Raw genomic sequence first — 18,978 nt, 5'->3', positions numbered from 1 at the left:
AGTATTAAACTCAAAAGTATTTAATAGATAGCTCAATAATATTAAATACTTGGCATGGCTTTGTTATTATATATCTTTGATTTATAAACTAATCTCTTTAATGGAAGGTATTACCGAATGAAAAAATATCAACCAGAGCTCGACCAGAGGCTTTCTATACTTAATCCGATCGCCTTGGTTGAAATGTTGAAACAAAAAAGATTTTCAATTGCACAAATATTTGCATCAACACATATCAACCTAGAAATTATGGCTGATATAGATGGCCAAATAACTTGCAAACAATTCAAGCAGCTGATAGAAAATGCTATTTCATTAACAGGCAACCCTCATTTGGGTTTGGAATTTGGCCAACGCTTAAGTAAAACAGGCGGAGGAGTATTAGGAATGGGTGCCATTGCTGCAGCGAATCTCCAAAAAGCGCTCGAGTTTGTTGTTCGTACTACAATAATCCTTAATCCATCAGTTTCATTCCAGATAAAACAAACCGAGCAAGCGCTCCAACTTGAAATCATCGAAAGACTTCCTTGGGGCGACACCGAAGTTTTTATCGTTGAAACAGGATTTTCTCTGATAGCGAACGGAACTCAAATTAAAGAGTACGAAATAGCAAGTCAAATCCATTACAATTTCAAATACTCAGCACAAAGCGACGAGTCATACTACAAGGATATTCTCCACGGCTCATTAACATTTAATTCAAACACAAACTATCTATCAATTCCCCTGGAATTGGCACAAGTTCAATTAGAGTCAGCCAACCCTGCGGCAGTTAAACAAGCCGAAAAAATTCTGGAACAACAACTTATAGCAATTCAAGACGAAAAAAGTGCACTAGTTCAGCCCATAAAAAACATGATACTTTCCCATATAAACGAGATTCCTAGCATAGAAAAAGTTGCTAGTAAGTTTCACCTTTCATCACGTACACTCTTCCGACGCCTTAAAGACATAGGTACATCATTCACAGAAATAGTTGCCGATGTCCGTCATCAACTTGCAATAGATTTACTAACAAAAACCTCAACGTCAATCGATAACATTGCTCACCAACTCGGATACCAAGACTCATCAAACTTCAGTAAAGCTTTCAAAGTATGGACTGGTGAGTCCCCAACTCAATATCGCGATGACAAGTCCAAAAAACAATCAAACTCATACTGTCTTAATACCACCTAAACTTGTCAGGAAAAACCTGAAACCCTACAAAACATACTGTTATTGTGATAGTCGACTAACTGTTATTGTGACAGTCAGCTAAATAATAAATAATATCGGAGAAAAACATGTCAAATACTTTTATCAGACCAACAGCTCTTCATCATGTCGCTATCTCAACCGGTGACATAAAAAAACAAATTGAATTTTTTAGTGATGTACTTGGCATGGAACTTATCGGCTTGTACTGGATGCATGGAGCTGAAGGTGCGTGGCACGGTTTTATGCGTCTGGGCGCATCTGCGGTAGCCTTTGTGTTTTTACCAGAAAATGTTAAAAAAGAAACCACTATAGGACTGACCCACGCAGGCATAGGCAGTGGTTCTTCAGCGCCTGGTACCTTGCAACATCTTGCATTTAATGTCGATACTGAGAAAGAAATGTTGGCCTTGCGCGATCGCATTCGCTCCCGCGGTGTTCCAGTTATGGGCCCAATTAAACATGGCTTGTGTCAGTCAATCTACTTTGCAGGCCCAGAAACGCTAGTACTGGAGGTTGCTACTAACGACCACTGTGAAAACCCATTAGACTTGGACGGTTCATGGATTGATCCAGAAGTTGTGAAGCTTGCTGGTATCTCACAAGAAGAACTGGCTAGATACCAAAACCCAGCGACCTATGATACGCCTGCTGAAAGTGTGCCACAGCCTGAGTATGACGAATCTAAGCCTCACCTTACTTATCCTGAAGAACAATATAAAGCCATACTAGCAGCAACCGATGAACAAATAACGGCGTCTATGACTGACGATCAACCACCAGGCAAAAAGTAATCACAAATAACTATATATAGTTAAATTAGCACTAAACCAATCTGAAAGCGTTATTCGCTTTCAGATTATTCATTATAGAACTCCAATATAAAGAGATATTATGAAAATTGAATCACATACCCTTAATGACCTACATGCATACCGCTACTATGACGATACAATAGAACAAAAATACGCGTTGGTGATATCTCACGGCCTTGGTGGCCATGGCGGAATCTACAGCGCTTTTTGTGAGCACCATGCCGCGCATGGTGCCGATATATGGAGTTATGATGCCCCTGGACACGGTCTATCTACTAGAGGTCGCCCCCGCGGAACCTTCACTATGGATGAATGGGCACAAGCTACTCGTGATTTCGCTGAGCATATAAAAACAAAACACAGCGTACCTGTTTTTGCTTTAGGCTCTAGCTTGGGTGTTGCTGCCGCTATTTCGTCTGTAGATTGCCCCGCAATTTCTGGTGTTATTTGTATGGGTTCACTTGCTGTACCTGGTAGTCCAACCGTTAAATCTATGACTGCACACTGGCGTACAGATCCAGTACAAAAAGTCCTAAGCGAGCTTGGTCGCGGCGCTCGATTAGATCTCGCTCTATTCTTTGATTTTGACAAAGACTATGGGTTTTTGGGCGCAGCTGAAGCTAAAAAACAGGATCCATTAAACACATGGTCGTACGATCTTGCTTCTTGGGCTTCTTTCCTAAACTACGTTCCACCTCAACTTCTTAGTGAAAACGTAAAACCCGTCTTATATACTGCGGGCACTGAAGATCCTAACCTTCCTCCAGGTGGCATTGAGCTAATCGCTAGCGAAATTGGTGGCTCAGTTACCCTTAAAAAGTTTGAAGGCGCAGGACATCAATTAATGATGTTCAACACTGAAGAGTATTCAGCTGCGGTTCACAAGTTCTGTTTGGAAAACATATAGGGCATCTTAGTAAATATTGCGCGATAAACTAATGATGTTTTAGTTTATCGCCCTCAAAATACACAATAAAAAGAAGCAGCTTAATAATATTAATTTTCAGCTTAAGCGACAACTACCTTGAAAAATAGTGATATTAGGTCATCGCGATGCATGAGAATATGCAATATTACTTACAGTGATTTCTGCAGCGCGAGTTGTTCCACCAGCAGTTCCAAAGGAGTAGATTGTGACAATCCTACGATGGAAGAGATGCTAAAGGCAATAAACTTAAATTTTATCCTGAATGGACGGGTAACCTTTATGCACCCCGCTTGATATTCTTAACAGCTGAATACAACTGGTTTTAACTTTTAATAACTCAAATAAAAACAAGCCTATAGAAGAGAGTTAAATCAAACACTATTCGTACCAAGGGCTGTACTTGAAGCTTCTCAAAAAATTTTTTTATACAAGCTACATGAACAATAAGGAAAAACAATGAACTTTGAAATCCCAACAGAAATCACCAACTTTCTTGCCGAAGTAGATTTATTTATTGAAAAAAAGATCAAACCTCTAGAACAAATTGATGACAATATTCGCTTCTTTGATCACCGCAGAGAAGACGCCAGAACAGACTGGGAACGCGAAGGCCTCCCCAATGAAGAATGGGAATTATTATTACGAAAAACCAAAGACTTAGCCATAGAAGCGGGTATTTTTAGCTATCCTTTTCCCGAAGAGTATGGCGGACGTAATGGCAGCAATTTAGGTATGGCTATTATCAGAGAACATTTAGCTGGTAAAGGCCTTGGCTTGCATAATGATCTACAGAATGAACACTCGGTTGTCGGCAATAATATTGGTTTGTTATTAATGTTGAAATACGGCACCGATGCACAAAAAGACCAATGGCTCGATGGCATGAAAACCGCCTCTCAAGGATTTGCGTTTGGGATCACAGAGCCTGAGCATGGATCTGATGCCACCCATATGGAAACCAGCGCAACACGCGACGGCGACCATTGGATCATCAATGGTGAAAAAACATGGAATACCGGCGTGCATATTGCTGATGCTGATATGGTAATGGCTCGCACATCAGGTAAACCCGGTGATGCATTAGGCATAACCGCGTTTTTAGTACCGATGAAAACACCAGGGTTAAAAGTTGAAGAATATCTTTGGACATTTAACATGCCATCGGATCACGCCCGAGTATCTTTCACCGATGTGCGAGTGCCAAGCAGCTCAATCTTCGGTGGTGAAGGTAAAGGGTTAATGGTGATCCAGCATTTTTTCAACGAAAACCGCATTCGTCAGGCGGCATCAAGTTTAGGTGCAGCACAATACTGTATTAACGAATCAGTAAAGTACGCCAATGAAAGAAAACCTTTTGGCAAACCACTATCTACTAACCAAGCGATTCAATTTCCACTAGTAGACCTTAATACTCGCTGTGAAATGCTACGTGCACTGATTCATAAAACGGCTTGGTTAATGGACACTGATGGCGCATTTTCAGTGTCAGATAAAGTATCTATGTGTAATTATCAAGCGAACAGACTGTGCTGTGAAGCTGCCGATTTCGCAATGCAAGTTCATGGTGGTATGGGCTACTCTCGTTACAAACCTTTCGAGCATATCTATCGCCATCATCGTCGTTACCGAATTACCGAAGGTGCCGATGAAATACAAATACGACGTGCTGCAGGTTACCTATTTGGCTTTATGGATCAGAAAAAGCCTAAGGGTGTAGGAGTATAAAATGTCAGAAAAATTCAATGCTGCACTGGAAAATGTATTAGCTAGAGAATTCGCTGATTTTAAAAGTTTACTCTCTTGTGAACAACTGACCGCCGGTGCTAGCCAAGAAACCTATCGTATAGTCATTGCAGTTAACTCGGGTAAACATCAGTATGCTTTTCGTCGTTCTCAACCTACCATGGAAACAGAATCAAGCGTCGGTAGTATCAGTTTAGCAACAGAGGCACATCTCTTTGAATTGGCAAAAAGTGCAGGTATTCCTGGGCCAAAAGTCCACTACGTACTGCAGCCTGAAGATGATCTAGGTAATGGTTTTATCATGGACTGGATAGCCGGAGAAACCTTGGGACATCGCATCGTACGAGCCGAAGAACTAGCAAGTATTCGCCCAAAACTTGCTAAAGAATGCGGCCAAATACTCGGAAGAATCCACGCATTAGACTGGAAGAAAACCAATTTATCTAACGATTTACCTCAAGTAAGTCCCGTAAATTTAGTGAAAGAAACCTGGGAATTATACCGCGACCTCAATGTTCCTGTGCCGATGCTTGACTATACCTATCGGTGGCTTCTCGATAATGCCCCTACAGAATATCGCACCACGTTAGTACACGGTGATTTTCGCAATGGTAATCTAATGATTACCGCTGATGGCATCAATGCCGTTCTCGATTGGGAGTTAGCTCAAATCGGTGATCCTGTGCGAGATTTAGGTTGGCTTTGTGTCAATTCTTGGCGCTTTGGCAAAGACAAATTACCCGTAGGTGGCTTTGGTGAAATCGAAGATTTGTTGGATGGATATTATGAAACTAGCGGTGTAAAAGTATCAACAGAAGAACTTAAATACTGGCAAGTGTTTGGTTCTTTTTGGTGGGCTATGGCAACGTTACAAATGGCAAATGCTTGGCGCACAGGTGAAACACCAAGCCTCGAACGTCCTGTCATTGGTAGACGCTCGTCTGAGGCACAAATGGATTGTGTTAATTTACTTATTCCTGGAAACTTTACTATACCTGATTTTGACACCCCTATTTCAACTGGTACTCAACTCCCCATGCCTGCAGAGTTATTAGCTGGCGTAGCCGGTTTCCTCAAAAATGATGTTTCAAAACAGCTAGATAGCCATAGTAGTTTTCTTGCTAAAGTTGCAGCTAACTCTTTAGGTATAGCTCAACGAGAGTTCCAATGTGGTAATGAACTGGCCATTAAAGAGCACGCTCGCCTACAAAATTTACTCGGGCAAGAAGGTCAATTGGACGAATTTCGTTGGGAACTGGTTAACCGCTTAAGGATGGATATGCCATTGAATACGCCCAGTTTAGCAGAGCATTTACGACAAAGTGTGGCAGGACAGCTTGCAATCGATCAGCCTAATTATTCAGCATTACAGCAAAGGTAGTTCTAAATAACTACGTAACCTGAACTTGATTTAAGAGATATTTAACCGAGTTCAGGTTACCTAGCAAAGTATCCTTACCACTACTATGTTGTCAATACATGGAGGCTGATATTAAGATGAAAAGGCAAGCACTTTCTAAACTGCCGCCAGTTGAAACTGATCAAAGTTTTCCTCTAGTAGTTATAGCTTACGAGCTTCTGGGATTTTTAGAAAACCTATGATTATATGCATTAACACTAGCACGAGTCGTACCATAATTGGCGCTTCGTGACGCGAACTTAACACAACGGGAAACTGCACATAATTCCTGTTATGTTGATATCAACATAACAGGAATAATTAATTGTTCTCAAATACAGCCTGTGGCGCCTATGCCAGTGCAATATTTTATAGTTTTGTTGAGACAGCTAAAGCTAATGGCTTGATGGTCGACAGCTATTTGCAAACCGTCTCAATGAACTGGCTAAAAAGCCTGAGAGCCTAGAGTACTTGCTACCTTGGAATATTAAGCAAGGCTAGACGCAGTTGCTCAGACGCTTATCTCAGACCAAGCCAAGCCGCGCTAATAAATACACCGAAAATAAGACCACAAAAAACATTAGAGCAACTAGAAAACTAAAGATACTAACGCATATTTTATATAACCCTCAAGGAGTAAGTACCCAATTAATTTTTCTTTAATTTCATTTAATTAATTTTATGAAATTTGCTCTAAATCAACCAATTGTTTTATTTAGATGCGCTATACTAACCACTTGTTTAATATAGTAGCTAATCTATTTGAGGTAACTATGAAAAATTCAGTAATAAAAAAGCCAGCCAAACGTTCTGAGCAAGTGCGTACACAAGAGACTAAGTCTAAAATTCTTGAAGCTGCACTTACCGAGTTTGCCGGTTCGGGCTTTGACGGCGTTTCTACCCGAGCCATTGCGAGTAAAGCAGGTGTAAATCACACGCTTATTTCTCATCACTTCGGTAGTAAAGATGCACTATGGAAAGCTACCGCTGAGTGGGTATTTGAAACTTACACTAAGCAATTTTTTGAGCGGCGTGAGGCTCTAAATGGTGTAGAGGTGCATGCCATGATCCGTACACTTATAAAAAACTTCATAGAATTTTGTGCAAAACTTCCTGACTTCCATCGCTTTATGATGCAAGCAAATCAAGGTGATCCTGAACGATTAAACTGGCTAACCGATCGTTTTTTAAAATCAGGTTCTGATGCTGAACTAGGCATTTTGCAGCAAGCTCAAGAGTTAGGGCTAATGCCTAAAGGTGACAGCCTACACATACGTTATCTTTTCATTGGCGCGGCAACGTCTATCTTTACCTTTGCGCCTGAATTTAGCAGGCTGTCGGGTAAAGACCCATTTTCCGATGCGATTTTAGAACAACATATTGACTACCTTTCAAGGCTATTTAGTAAAACTAATAGCCTTGAAACTAATTAGAGAAACAGCAGCACCTTCATTCACAATGAAGCGCTATATAACTTATTTGATCAAGATCATTAACTTAAAAGAGATATGAATATGACTAATGACACCACAAATTACGTTAAGGCAGACGCAACACATATTGATTTCCCCGTTACTAATAGAGAAGAACATTTTGAGTGGTGGTACTTCGATGCTCACCTTGATAATGGTGACTACCTTGTTGTTATGTACTCATTAAATGATACAAGACTAAAGCCTAGGCAACCTTCTGTCCGACTCAACATCTACACAAAAGGTCAAGCTGAAATATCTAAAATTACAAAGTACATAGAAGCAGATGTATCAACGAGCTATGAAAAGTGTGATGTGAAATTAGGTGAGCAATACTGTAAAGATTGCGGCGATTATTACGAACTTTATACCCTAATAGAAGGGGTTGGCGCCAAGCTAAAATTATATAAACAAAATCATCCGTATACCTCTGAAGGAACGCCGAGTCCTATGCCATGGACCGTGGCGGTTCCTTCTGCTGATATAGAAGGTGAGCTTTATAAAGATGGCGAAACAATCCAAGTAAAAGGCACTGGCTATCATGACCATAACTGGGGCGAAAAAAGTGTCGCTGGAATAATGAAAAATTGGTATTGGGGCAAAGTACATTCTCCGGACATTTCTATCGATTACTCCGTCATTATGGACTTTGAAGACAACATAATTCCAACCGGTGCATTGGTAACTGACCCTGAAAACTTAATAATATCTCCAACTGAATATTTGACCGATCCAGAAAATGTTAAAGCTACAGCAGTCATTAACGACACTATGACAGAAGAATCAATGGGCTACACCTTCGCAAAAAGTTTGACACTAAAAGGCTCAAAAGGTGATCTAAGTTATATCGCAAATATCGTTCTTGAAGAGTTAGTTATGATTGAAAAAGGTCAACTGCTGCCAGGTGAAGATGCTTATCGATATACCGCCAAGGAAGAGTTAATTGTTACCCGAAATGGTGTCAGCAAAACCTACCATTCGGTTGGTTTACATGAAATTGTTTATCCAAAAAAATAATAGGATTTAAAGCATGACTAACAAATTGTTAATCGTTGGTGGCGGCTCTTTGGGCGCTCAACTAGCTAAATCGTTAGAGAATGATCTAGATGTCACATTAATAGATCAACGTGATGCATTTGTTCATGCACCTGCAATGATACGAGCGATTGTTAAACCATCTTTGTTAGATCGCGTCTTATTACCTTATGACTCGCTACTTGCAAAAGGAAAGTTTGTTAAAGCCAAAGTAATCAAGGTGAACGAAAACAGTGTCACTCTTGAAGATGGCACACAAATAGACGCTGACTTTATTGTTATTGCCACCGGCTCTACTAATGGTGTGGCCTTTAAGCCTGCAGGTGACAGCATTGATGATTTCCGTGCTGTTATCACTGAAATACACGCAAAACTGCAAACCGCTAAATCGGTTGCTATCGTTGGCGCAGGTGCTGTAGGAACTGAAATGGCCGGTGAAATCAATTCTGCCATGCCAAGTAAAAGCATCACTTTGATATCCAGCGACTCAAGTTTGTTTGCGCAAATGCCAACCAAGTTTGGTGCTGCCATTACATCAAAACTCAAACAGGCAGGCGTTAACATTAAGTTCGGCGTTAGAGTTGACGACCTTAAGAGCTTAACAGAACCTTACTCTGGCTCTCTTAGTTTATCGGATGGGTCGACAATAACAGCCGATCTGATCATCCCAGCAATTGGTTCTAGAGCCGTGTCTGAACTAGTTGACGAATTGCCTAACGTGAGCAAAGAAAACAACGGTCGAGTGACGGTCGATAAATACTTACGTCCCTCTTCTTATGCCAACGTCTTTGCCGCTGGTGATATAGCAAGTAGCGGAGACGCGATGACCATAGTCGCTATCGGTCGCCAAATTCCTTGGCTTACTAATATGTTCAAAGGGTTAGCCGAAGGGAAAAACGTAGAGCAACTCAAGCCATACACACCTTGGAAAAAAGCGCCGCTATTGTTACCACTAGGTCCTAATCAAGGAAACTCCTATTTGGTTATTGGCACCTTTGGCAATTGGGTCACTGGTAAACTTAAAGGAAAAGATCTGTTTATAAGCAAATATCGTAAACTTTTTGGTTTGAAAGATTAAAATTAAATTAAAAATACTAGTCTTATATTAAAAATTTATAGATGAGGAATTCAATAATGATAAACACAAAATTTCAACAACAAATAATGTGGATGTGTATAGCCTTACTTGCTGTACTAAACTTCATTCTCGGCAGTACTGGTGATGGTTTACTTGGCCCATTAACACCTTTCTATACAACAATTGTATTGTTCGTATTTGCATGTGTTCACGGAATACATAAATATGGTCTTAAAAAGTTTCTAATATTTTTTCTCATTACTTTTGTTGTAAGTTGGGCTTATGAAACGATTAGTATTCTGACGGGCTTCCCATTTGGGAGTTATGACTATTCTGCATTTCTTGGACAAAAGATATGGCTTGTTCCAATTCAGATAATGCCTTCATATTTTGCAGTGGGTTACCTAACATGGACAGTAGCACATGTGTTACTAGATAAGTTTGATGCTAAACTTAAAGACTCTTCAGTATTTACTGTTCCACTGATAGCATCATTCCTTATGGTGATGTGGGATCTTTCAATGGATCCGCATAGAGCCACTATGTTAAAAGCATGGACATGGGAAAATGGCGGTGTATTTTTTGGAGTTCCTTTTAGTAATTTTCTAGGATGGTTCCTATGTGTCTTCACAATATTTCAGCTTTTTGCTCTGTATCAACGATCGCAAAGTGAAAAATACCCTGAAGAAGCCACACTAATATACGAAAAGAATCATTGGTTACAACCTACGTTAATGTATGGAGCTATCATTGTAGAATTCATAGCAACTTATATTTTTAATGTAAGCAGTTCAATTACAACTCTAGATGGGCATCAATGGTGGACTAAGGATATTCTTGGATCTTTAGCATTGGTTTCTATATTCACAATGTTTTTTGTTACTGTTCTCAGCACAATAAAAATATTAAGCAATAAAAAAATGAAAAACAATTAGGCTAATAAGCTTGTGAGCTTACGGCAGCCTAGCTCACGATAAAAAGCTAACGTCGGCGCAACACTTGGATGATTCGAACCTCAATCTCACTAAAGCAACGCATACGTTTACGCAAGCAAAAGCAAATATAGAGGGACAAGAGTCAAGGTTATTGTCTGCCAAGGCTAATTTGCAGGAACTGAAAGTTCACGATACCAATTTCGCTATTCTCCAACAGGAACTGAACTTATTAAGAGTAAGCCGAGAAAGACAGCTATTATTATTATCAGATAGTCAAATTAAAAGCCCTATTCCTAATGCCGTTATTGATAAAAAGTTTGCTCATATTGGAGAGTATGCTATTCCAGGATATCGACTAATGATGCTCCACGATCCTCAAGATATTTGGATAAGTGCTAACGTTAAAGAAACAGATATTACTAAACTGCACATAGGTGACTATGCCACAGTAGAAATAGATGCCTATCCTGACCTCGAATTTGAGGCAACAGTTGAGCGCATAGATAATGCAACAACGAGTCAATTTGCATTGTTACCTAACCCAAATCCTAGTGGTAATTTCACTAAGGTAACGCAACGAGTTACGGTAAGGTTAGCAATTAAACAACAAGACAATTTATTGAAACCTGGAATGATGGTAGTAGTAAAAATTGATACTCGTTCTTAATTAACATGACGACACTTATCCAATCACTAGCCCAACGAGACACCTTAGCGATATTACAAAAGCGCTTTGGAAATTATTTTCGCATACTTGCCGTATTAACCATTGCCTTAGGCACAATTTCAACGATTCTCAGTAGCACTAATGTCAATGTAGCTATTCCCAGTGTTATGGGTTCATTTGGCGTGGGTCAAGATGTAGCACAGTGGTTATCAACAGGCTACCTTGCAGCGTCAACAGTAACAATGCTTTGTACTGCATGGTTGATCAATTCTTTTGGGATGCGTTTAACTTTTATTAGCGCGTTGATTGTTTTTATCCTGAGTTCATTGTTAGGTGCAGTGAGTCCCAATATTGAAATGCTTATCTTATCTCGAGTTATTCAAGGTGCCTCATCTGGTGTTTTTGTACCCTTATCGATGCTGTTGATGATTCAATTATTTCCTCCCGAAAAACAAGGTTTTTCAATGGGAATATTTGGCGTTATGGTGATAATGGCACCAGCCTTAGGCCCATATTTAGGTGGGATACTCATTGATAACGTTCATTGGCGATATGTTTTTATAATGCCTTTTCCAATGGCATTTATAGCATTTGTAATGGCTTTTTATTTCTTACCTGAAAAAGAAAATAATGAGAAAAGTTCACTTGATTGGATTGGTCTTTTTTTGCTATCTGGCGCCATATCGCTATTACTTATTGGTTTATCAAAAGGACAATCAAAAGGATGGACGTCTGACTTTACTTTATTGTGTTTCGCATCGATGATCATTACAACCGCCCTATTCCTCTATCGACAAACATGTATTACATCACCATTATTTAATTTAACCTTGTTTAAATATCCGGCGTTTACAGCAAATTCCATAATTACCATAATATTTGGAGCGGGACTTTATTCAACCTTCTATTCAGTGCCCTTATTTCTTCAAACAATTCAAGGCTTAAATGCCACATCATCTGGCTTCTCATTATTACCAGGAGGTTTTGTACTCGCATTGATGTTTCCAATAGGCGGAGTACTTAGCGATAAATTTCCTCACTGGTTATTGATAGGACTAGGAATTATTATTTTTATTATTTCATCTATGCTGATGCTCGTCTCCGACAGACAAACTGACCTATGGTTATTCATTTATTGGGTAACTATTGGCCGTATTGGGATAGGGCTGATTATGCCGTCGTTAAGTAATGCAACGTTTCGTTCTGTACCCACACACCTAACACCTCAAGCTTCAGGTGTATCAAACTTTTTTCGTCAATTTGGCGGTGCCCTAGGTGTAAATTTAACCTCGATTTATTTAGAGCGACAAACCGAGTTTCATATGGATAATATTAATAGCACTCAACATATGGGAAACCCTCAAACAATTGAGATGGTTACTCAATTGTTACCGAGCTTACAACAAGCAGGAATAAATCCTGGACAGCAAGAATATGTAGCATTTTGGGTGTTAGGTAAAGAATTATACAGACAAGCATTAACCCTAGCATTTCAAGATGCATTTTACATGACGGCGTTAATTTTTATTGCAGCATTAATACCTACAGGGTATTTATTTCTGAAAAGAAATACACTAACAAAAGCATAGGGGTTTTTATTAATCATTACAACTGACTCTGCTTTATATTGTTTTTTTTAGCGAGAAATAGCTGGTGAGTAAATCGCTGAAATATCTTGAATTAGTTTATTGGTATAGTCTTTCTCGACCAATAGGTTACATTTTGCTGAGTTGGCTGATTGCCTTTAGAATATCTGTGTGGAAGCTTCAAATTTAAAGCCCATCTACAACTATAGTAATTTGTAAATGGGCGAAGCGAAACCGATACTTTGCTAATTAAGTACTTCCTGTACCGTTTGAATTGTGTCATAAAACACGTCCATGTAGCGTAGATGACAATAAGGGCAATAACTTCCCCTTATTGTCGATGTAACACTTTTTCTTAGCACAATTTATAAAACTATTTATAAAGATCTAAATATTTGCTCTGTTGTTTCTTTTGCATCGCCAAACAACATTTGCGTGTTTTCCTTAAAGAACAATGGGTTTTGTACACCCGCATATCCTGTACTCATTGAGCGTTTAAAAACAATAACCTCTTTGGCATTCCACACTTCAAGTACTGGCATACCTGCAATAGGGCTGGTTGGGTCTTCTGCAGCAGCGGGGTTAACCGTATCATTAGCACCAATAACCAACACGACGTCGGTCTCAGGAAAATCATCATTTATTTCATCCATACTTAAAACAATATCATAAGGCACTTTTGCTTCAGCCAATAACACATTCATATGTCCTGGTAGACGACCCGCTACAGGATGTATAGCAAAACGAACTTTAATACCTTTATTAATTAGATGTTGAGTCAACTCATAAACAGGATATTGCGCTTGAGCTACAGCCATACCGTAACCCGGTGCAATAACAACTGATTTAGCGTTACGTAGCAACTCTGCAACCCCTTCAGCATTTACTTCAGTATGCTCACCGTAGTCTCTATCATTATCAATCACAACGGTTGTGCCAAATCCGCCCGCAATAACACTAATAAAAGAGCGATTCATCGCCTTACACATAATGTAAGATAAAATAGCACCTGACGAGCCCACTAAAGCACCTGTGATAATAAGTAAATCATTACTTAACATAAAACCAGCAGCAGCAGCAGCCCACCCGGAATATGAATTTAGCATAGAGACCACAACAGGCATATCAGCGCCACCAATTGAGGCAACCAAGTGCCAACCAAAGACTAAGGCAATAATAGTCATTAAAAATAATGCTGAACTTGAACCATCATTGTTCACAAAAATAAGTAATAATATAAAACTAATAACACCTGCGGCTAAATTCATTTTATGACGATGAGGCAACATTAAAGCATTAGAGCTTATCGTTCCACGTAGTTTAGCAAAAGCAACAATAGAGCCGGTAAACGTCACAGCACCAATAAATATTCCTATGAAAATTTCACTTAAATGTATATTCATAGCAGTATGTTGAGCGACCGTCATAACAGCATTATGATCTGCGTCAAAATAGCTATTAAACCCAACTAATACAGCAGCTAAACCAACGAAACTATGCAATATAGCAACAAGCTCAGGCATTTGTGTCATTTCAACTTTATTCGCTAATCGCAACCCAATAACTGAGCCAACAATCATGGCAATAATAATGACCCAAACATTCGATACACGAGGGTCGATAATAGTGGCAAGTAGAGCAATAGCCATACCAACCATACCAAATAAATTACCTCGCTGAGCTGTTACTTGTTTACTTAAACCCGCCAAACTAAAAACAAAAAGTAAGGCAGCAACGATATATGCTGCACTAATAAAACCATTAGACACTATTTGTGTAGATTCCATATTCATTCCTTATTTACTGAACATTTTTAACATACGACTAGTGACTTTAAAACCACCGACAATATTAATAGTTGCCACTAACGTTGCTAACGCGGCAAGTATCTGTACAAGCGTGTTATCAGAGCCTATTTGTAATAAAGCTCCTACGACAATAATGCCAGAAATCGCATTAGTGACACTCATCAAAGGGGTATGTAAAGAATGACTAACGTTCCACACCACGTAATAGCCAATAACGCACGCTAAAACAAATACGGTAAAGTGAGTAAGAAAATCTGCAGGAGCAACACTGGCTACCCAACCAAATAAAGCAATTCCTCCCGCTATAAGGGCATATTTTTTAATTGGCGAAGCAGGTTCTTCTTCAATTGATTCAACCAGTTCAACGGTTGCTTTTTGAGCTGGAGCTGCACTCACTTGAATAGGAGGTGGTGGAAAAGTAATTTCACCTTCTTTAACCACTGTCATATTACGAATAACGACATCATCAAAATCAACATTAAGCGTTCCGTCTTTGTTTTTACAAAGTAATTTAGCTAAATTCACTAAATTATTAGCATAAAGTTGTGAGGCCTGATTAGGTAAACGAGACACTAAATCAGTATAACCAATAATGTGTACACCGTTTTCGTTAACTACTTTACCTGCAACAGTTAAATCACAATTACCACCACCTGCAGCCGCTAAATCAACAATAACACTACCAGCTTTCATTGATTTAACCATTGCTTCGGTGATTAATTTTGGCGCAGGTTTTCCTGGGATCATAGCGGTAGTAATAATTATATCTACGTCTTTGGCTTGCTGTGCAAACAGCGCCATTTCGGCATCAATAAACGCTTTACTCATTTCTTTCGCATAACCATCACCAGAGCCTGTATCTTCAGGCTCCTCGTAGTCAAGCTCAAGAAATTCAGCGCCCATACTCTCTATTTGTTCTTTCACTTCAGGACGTGTATCAAAAGCACGTACTATTGCCCCTAAACTACCCGCGGTACCAATTGCAGCAAGGCCTGCAACTCCTGCCCCAATGATCATCACTTTCGCCGGCGGCATTTTACCTGCAGCAGTTATTTGACCGGTAAAAAACCGACCAAAAAGGTGAGAGGCTTCAATAACAGCACGGTAGCCTGCAATATTAGCCATTGAACTTAACGCATCCATTGATTGGCTACGGGTCATTCTTGGCACCATTTCCATGGCTAACGTGGTGATTGATTTAGCTCTCAATGCTTCAAGTAACTCAGGGCTTTGTGCTGGTGCGATAAAGCTAATCAGTGTTGCACCATCATTCATAGAAGCGACTTCATCGAGTGTTGGTGCATTCACCTTTAAATTATATCGCTTTGCCAGCAGGTATTATTTGCAACAATCTCTGCTCCGCTTACTCTATATTCTTCATCAGTGAAACTTGCTTTACTACCTGCACCTTTTTGAACTTGTACTGTAAAGCCTAACTTAATTAGAGCACTAACAGAACTTGGAGCACCTGCAACTCGGTTTTCACCGATTAGTGACTCTTTGGGAATACCTATTATCATAAGATACCTTTAGTTATTATTTGATTATGGAGTTTTTATTTATTTAATTTTTATAACTTAAATCAAGCCATTTCGCGCATTGCTTTCTTGTCAAGCTTACCTATCGCTGTTACAGGAATCTGGTCGACAAAAATTATTCGCTTCGGCACTTTGTAAGGAGACATATTGGCGCGACAAAAAGTAATAATTTCAGCTTTTAAATCCGCTGATTCTTTGTCAACATATGCAGGATTAAGCTGCACAAACAAATTAACAATATCATTGCCTGGTCGTTCCTCATCGGGTGTGCCAACCACAGCTACATGATCGATAAAATCCAGCTGCGTCAGTTTGTCTTCCACTTCTATCGAAAAGACTTTAAATCCACCCACAATCAACATATCTTTAGCTCTATCACAGATTGTTGTGTAGCCCTCTGAATCCATGAAACCAACATCCCCTGTGTACATATAAGTAATACCATTGAATGTGCGTAGCGCATTTTCAGTTTCTTCTGGCAAATTAAGGTAGCCCTTCATTAGCCCTGGGGTATTTACAATAATTTCGCCCTCCTCGCCAAACGGCAACTCTTTCGTACCTGTTTCCAAGTCAACAATCTTTACGTCAACGCCCGGTAAAGGTATACCTACTGTTGCTGGCTTAGAACGATTCGGTGGATTACACATATAGTTTGGCGATGTTTCTGTCATACCAAAAAAATCAGCCAACTTATTTTTTCCTACCCATTTTTCAACCTTATCCCTGTCAGCTCCCATCAGTGGAGCCGCACCAGATATTGCTAGTGTTAGCTTAGAAAAGTCTACTTGATCCGCTTTAGGATGATTCACTAACACTTGATAGAGCGCAGGAACTGCACCGAAACCTGTGGGAGGATTTGCGATTAGCTTATCAATAAAATGATCAATATCCCGAGGGTCTGGCAGCAATAAATTCGTACCACCAAACCGCAGTACCGCCATCACGCCAGAAGAACCCGCAATATGAAACATTGGAAATGGCGACGCGGAATAATTTTCTCCCGCTACTACTTTGCCAAAAATATAAGAGTTTTCTGCCACCCACGCTAAACCACCGTATGTCAGCATAGCGCCTTTAGGCTTTCCTGTTGTGCCACCCGTGTACTGTATATGCGCAACGTCATCACCAGAGACAGCTACCTGCTCAAAATGAGTATCTTGGCCCGCAAGTAAACTAACATAATTATAAGTTTGGAGACTTTCAATTATTGGTGCATTAGGATCCTCTGGAATATTAATAGAGTCCATAGCACCGGTAACAATAAAGTGTTTGAGGATACCTTCTAATGACTTAGTTACGGCTTGTATAAGTGGCGTAAATGCATCCAAGCTTATTAAAGTGCTGATATTGGCATCTTTAATTTGATAAATCAGCTCAGGAGGTGCCAATAAAGGTGATACATTAGATACAGTGGCACCCATTTTAGATGCAGCTACCAACGCGACTGCATACTGAGGGATGTTAGGCATTTGTATACCAATTACATCTCCCTTAGAAATACCTAACCCTGCTAATGCATTGGCGAGTTGACTTGCTTGAGCGTCAAGCTCTGCATAGCTAATTTTTTTGTTTAAATAGCAAAGCGCGTCGCTATTAGGACGTTCAATGGCATGACGACTTACACCAACAGAAAAGGGCAGTTCTTCTGGAGTTGTTTCTTCAATCCCCACTTCATCATAGATAAACTGCCAAGGCTTGATACTGTTCGATAAATTCATGTCTATTCTCCCAAAATTTTATTATATTTTTATATACGATTTTTGACGTACACTAACTTCCTAAGAAGCCAATAAACGACATCATTTTTTAAACGTTAAGCATGTGCTCATCAATACCTAAACCAATTTCACCCGTCGACTCATTGGTAAATTCTGAGAAGTTTTCAAAGCACATCGTCGTTCTTTCTTTATTCATCGGAAGAACAACACGGTTAAAACGTCGCGCTGTAAAATCAGTTTTCGCGCCATTCTCATCCGTAATAGTATACTTCGCTATTTCAGGCTCTCCCTTGGCGTCGTTAATGACTTCGTTCACCTCTACTTTTACAATCGCTTTGTTACCATCGATAGTAGAGATAAACCCATTTCCCATAATACCTAGCTTATGGCTAACGGTTTGGGTGAAATTTAACGTAGCACTCTCGAATTGAATAGCAATCCAGTTCCAGCCAACAATACCGGACTCGTCACGATAACCCCATGAGTGATCCCTGTGTGCAAGGCTGTTAAGTTCGAAAACTTTCCCATTAAACTCGATATTTCCGTTTAGGTGAAGGCCCTGCTCGTAATGTTCGATATCCATATTTACATCAGTTTTAGCTTCAGATTCAGACGGAGTATGATCCGGATACTGATACACATCAAAACGGCGCGTATAATTCAAATCTAATTTTGTTGTATCATTTTCAAAGGTAACACGATGCTTTTTATGAGGCTCAACAATCTCAAGGGTCAAACAACCATCGCTGAGTACCACACTTTCTTTAAAGGCCGTACGATCAATGGCAGGCCACGCAATATTGTTGCTATAACGTAAACGCTCGCCACCTACGCGCCCTTGCAAATTAAAGATAGCTCTACCAATATCCCGACGAATCGAGAAATGGATAATACCAACTGCGTCGGCTGCTTTATCAATAAAATTAAAATAGTAGTTTTCTTTCCACTTAGACTCACTCTGTCTAGGGTAACCCAGGTGAAGAAACTCGTCATTATCAGTTAATATATGCATTGTCAGTTCTCATTTCTAATTTGTATTAAATACTAGGTTTAGTGGTT

The 18,978-nt window shown here is 39.7% G+C and carries 14 protein-coding genes and 1 pseudogene; 11 read left to right on the top strand and 4 right to left on the bottom strand.

The genetic code is table 11. The annotated features are described in order from the left end of the window. Nucleotides 1-117: 117 nt before the first annotated feature. From GQS55_RS06845 to GQS55_RS06795, 11 genes are all read left to right on the top strand, one after another. Nucleotides 118-1,179 carry an AraC family transcriptional regulator gene (locus tag GQS55_RS06845; RefSeq protein ID WP_159819161.1) on the top strand — a complete coding sequence of 354 codons (1,062 nt, stop codon included), beginning with the start codon at nt 118-120 and terminating at the stop codon, nt 1,177-1,179. Nucleotides 1,180-1,286: 107 nt separating this feature from the next. Further along, nucleotides 1,287-1,991, top strand: coding sequence for a VOC family protein (locus GQS55_RS06840; RefSeq protein WP_159819159.1), 705 nt, complete (start codon nt 1,287-1,289; stop codon nt 1,989-1,991). Nucleotides 1,992-2,091: 100 nt separating this feature from the next. Beyond that, the gene (locus tag GQS55_RS06835) at nt 2,092-2,919 is read left to right on the top strand and encodes an alpha/beta hydrolase (protein ID WP_159819157.1); all 828 of its coding nucleotides are present in this window, start codon (nt 2,092-2,094) and stop codon (nt 2,917-2,919) included. Nucleotides 2,920-3,396: 477 nt separating this feature from the next. After that, nucleotides 3,397-4,665 carry an acyl-CoA dehydrogenase family protein gene (locus tag GQS55_RS06830; protein WP_159819155.1) on the top strand — a complete coding sequence of 423 codons (1,269 nt, stop codon included), beginning with the start codon at nt 3,397-3,399 and terminating at the stop codon, nt 4,663-4,665. A 1-nt stretch (nt 4,666) separates the two neighbouring features. Continuing rightward, a complete protein-coding gene (locus GQS55_RS06825) occupies nt 4,667-6,064 on the top strand; it encodes a phosphotransferase family protein (protein WP_159819153.1) in 1,398 nt (465 codons plus the stop codon). 791 nt (nt 6,065-6,855) lie between these two features. Further along, a complete protein-coding gene (locus GQS55_RS06820) occupies nt 6,856-7,515 on the top strand; it encodes a TetR/AcrR family transcriptional regulator (RefSeq protein ID WP_159819151.1) in 660 nt (219 codons plus the stop codon). A gap of 81 nt (nt 7,516-7,596) precedes the next feature. Beyond that, nucleotides 7,597-8,571 (top strand): hypothetical protein, encoded by a 975-nt coding sequence (locus tag GQS55_RS06815; RefSeq protein ID WP_159819149.1) that lies wholly within the window; start codon nt 7,597-7,599, stop codon nt 8,569-8,571. 13 nt (nt 8,572-8,584) lie between these two features. Then, a complete protein-coding gene (locus GQS55_RS06810; RefSeq protein WP_159819147.1) occupies nt 8,585-9,667 on the top strand; it encodes an NAD(P)/FAD-dependent oxidoreductase in 1,083 nt (360 codons plus the stop codon). 56 nt (nt 9,668-9,723) lie between these two features. After that, a complete protein-coding gene (locus tag GQS55_RS06805; RefSeq protein ID WP_159819145.1) occupies nt 9,724-10,602 on the top strand; it encodes a carotenoid biosynthesis protein in 879 nt (292 codons plus the stop codon). 64 nt (nt 10,603-10,666) lie between these two features. Continuing rightward, the gene (locus GQS55_RS06800) at nt 10,667-11,269 is read left to right on the top strand and encodes an HlyD family secretion protein (RefSeq protein ID WP_159819143.1); all 603 of its coding nucleotides are present in this window, start codon (nt 10,667-10,669) and stop codon (nt 11,267-11,269) included. 5 nt (nt 11,270-11,274) lie between these two features. Then, nucleotides 11,275-12,858, top strand: coding sequence for a DHA2 family efflux MFS transporter permease subunit (locus tag GQS55_RS06795; RefSeq protein WP_159819141.1), 1,584 nt, complete (start codon nt 11,275-11,277; stop codon nt 12,856-12,858). 374 nt (nt 12,859-13,232) lie between these two features. On the opposite strand, the gene pntB is transcribed toward GQS55_RS06795, so the two are convergent. The 4 genes and pseudogenes from pntB to GQS55_RS06775 form a co-directional block, all read right to left on the bottom strand. Continuing rightward, the gene (gene pntB / locus GQS55_RS06790) at nt 13,233-14,624 is read right to left on the bottom strand and encodes a Re/Si-specific NAD(P)(+) transhydrogenase subunit beta (RefSeq protein ID WP_159822618.1); all 1,392 of its coding nucleotides are present in this window, start codon (nt 14,622-14,624) and stop codon (nt 13,233-13,235) included. A 27-nt stretch (nt 14,625-14,651) separates the two neighbouring features. Continuing rightward, nucleotides 14,652-16,183: pseudogene (locus GQS55_RS06785) on the bottom strand (Re/Si-specific NAD(P)(+) transhydrogenase subunit alpha). A gap of 62 nt (nt 16,184-16,245) precedes the next feature. Continuing rightward, a complete protein-coding gene (locus tag GQS55_RS06780) occupies nt 16,246-17,919 on the bottom strand; it encodes a class I adenylate-forming enzyme family protein (RefSeq protein WP_159819139.1) in 1,674 nt (557 codons plus the stop codon). 88 nt (nt 17,920-18,007) lie between these two features. Then, complete coding sequence (locus GQS55_RS06775) at nt 18,008-18,931, bottom strand: hypothetical protein (protein WP_159819137.1); 924 nt, start codon at nt 18,929-18,931, stop codon at nt 18,008-18,010. Nucleotides 18,932-18,978: the final 47 nt, after the last annotated feature.

This window comes from Colwellia sp. 20A7, from assembly GCF_009832865.1.
Lineage (GTDB): Bacteria > Pseudomonadota > Gammaproteobacteria > Enterobacterales > Alteromonadaceae > Colwellia.
This window is presented reverse-complemented; position numbering and strand designations above follow the sequence as displayed.

What these genes read in the sequence shown, in the direction of transcription:
- GQS55_RS06845 (WP_159819161.1), top strand. Translation starts at nt 118, where the DNA reads ATGAAAAAATATCAACCAGAGCTCGACCAGAGGCTTTCTATACTTAAT.
- GQS55_RS06820 (WP_159819151.1), top strand. Translation starts at nt 6,856, where the DNA reads ATGAAAAATTCAGTAATAAAAAAGCCAGCCAAACGTTCTGAGCAAGTG.
- GQS55_RS06775 (WP_159819137.1), bottom strand. Translation starts at nt 18,931, where the DNA reads ATGCATATATTAACTGATAATGACGAGTTTCTTCACCTGGGTTACCCT.
- GQS55_RS06830 (WP_159819155.1), top strand. Translation starts at nt 3,397, where the DNA reads ATGAACTTTGAAATCCCAACAGAAATCACCAACTTTCTTGCCGAAGTA.
- GQS55_RS06795 (WP_159819141.1), top strand. Translation starts at nt 11,275, where the DNA reads ATGACGACACTTATCCAATCACTAGCCCAACGAGACACCTTAGCGATA.
- GQS55_RS06780 (WP_159819139.1), bottom strand. Translation starts at nt 17,919, where the DNA reads ATGAATTTATCGAACAGTATCAAGCCTTGGCAGTTTATCTATGATGAA.
- GQS55_RS06825 (WP_159819153.1), top strand. Translation starts at nt 4,667, where the DNA reads ATGTCAGAAAAATTCAATGCTGCACTGGAAAATGTATTAGCTAGAGAA.
- GQS55_RS06840 (WP_159819159.1), top strand. Translation starts at nt 1,287, where the DNA reads ATGTCAAATACTTTTATCAGACCAACAGCTCTTCATCATGTCGCTATC.
- GQS55_RS06835 (WP_159819157.1), top strand. Translation starts at nt 2,092, where the DNA reads ATGAAAATTGAATCACATACCCTTAATGACCTACATGCATACCGCTAC.
- GQS55_RS06815 (WP_159819149.1), top strand. Translation starts at nt 7,597, where the DNA reads ATGACTAATGACACCACAAATTACGTTAAGGCAGACGCAACACATATT.
- GQS55_RS06810 (WP_159819147.1), top strand. Translation starts at nt 8,585, where the DNA reads ATGACTAACAAATTGTTAATCGTTGGTGGCGGCTCTTTGGGCGCTCAA.
- GQS55_RS06805 (WP_159819145.1), top strand. Translation starts at nt 9,724, where the DNA reads ATGATAAACACAAAATTTCAACAACAAATAATGTGGATGTGTATAGCC.